Annotated in this window: 1 protein-coding gene; it reads right to left on the reverse strand. The window is 60.4% G+C overall.

Translation table 11 applies throughout. The features are described from left to right. Window positions 1-238: 238 nt before the first annotated feature. Window positions 239-328: a type I toxin-antitoxin system toxin TisB gene (gene tisB, locus MKP05_RS21510; RefSeq protein ID WP_002923292.1), complete on the reverse strand. Its 90-nt coding sequence runs from the start codon at window positions 326-328 to the stop codon at window positions 239-241. Window positions 329-563 lie beyond the last annotated feature (235 nt).

Below are 563 nucleotides of genomic sequence, written 5' to 3' on the forward strand. Positions count from 1 at the left end.
CGCCCGGCGCGTTAAAGCGGTTTTTGCCGCTCTGCCAGTTTTCCGCCAGGCGGCGCAGCATATTGAAATGCTGTTCAAGGCTTTCAATTCGTAGCGCCGCGAACCCCGGGGCATCCGGCGTCGTGGCGGCAATTAACAGGGGTGGCATAGCTTCCTCCATCAAGTCATCCCGGGACGCCCGGCGGGCGCCTGCAGGGGGGCGGTTTCCCGCCCCCCTCAGGTGCGACTTGAACCTGAATCAGCGGAACTGTTTCAGGACTGCATCAAGTAGTTGCAACACAGCAACCATGAGTTTCAGGATCAAAATAATAATATCCATTCCGCCCATACGCGCGTCTCCTGTGGTTAAGGAGCACAATAAGCTGACGTACCTTTCCGCTCCCCGTTGCCAGCTTATCCCTGCCTGTCGCCGGCGGCGTCTGCCCTGGCCGATAGTTCGTCCTTTCCATGAACGGCTTCCCGGCCCGCCGCCTGCAACGACAGGGGTGCGCAGCGCTGAACCACGCGTTGCCGCGCGGGCCAGTGACTGCACGTTGTTGACGTAACACAGTGTGCTCTCTCGG

Source organism: Halomonas flagellata, assembly GCF_022487945.1.
Lineage (GTDB): Bacteria > Pseudomonadota > Gammaproteobacteria > Pseudomonadales > Halomonadaceae > Halomonas > Halomonas flagellata.

Excerpts from the sequence above, each read along its gene's own strand:
- tisB (WP_002923292.1), bottom strand. The coding sequence starts at position 328 with ATGGGCGGAATGGATATTATTATTTTGATCCTGAAACTCATGGTTGCT.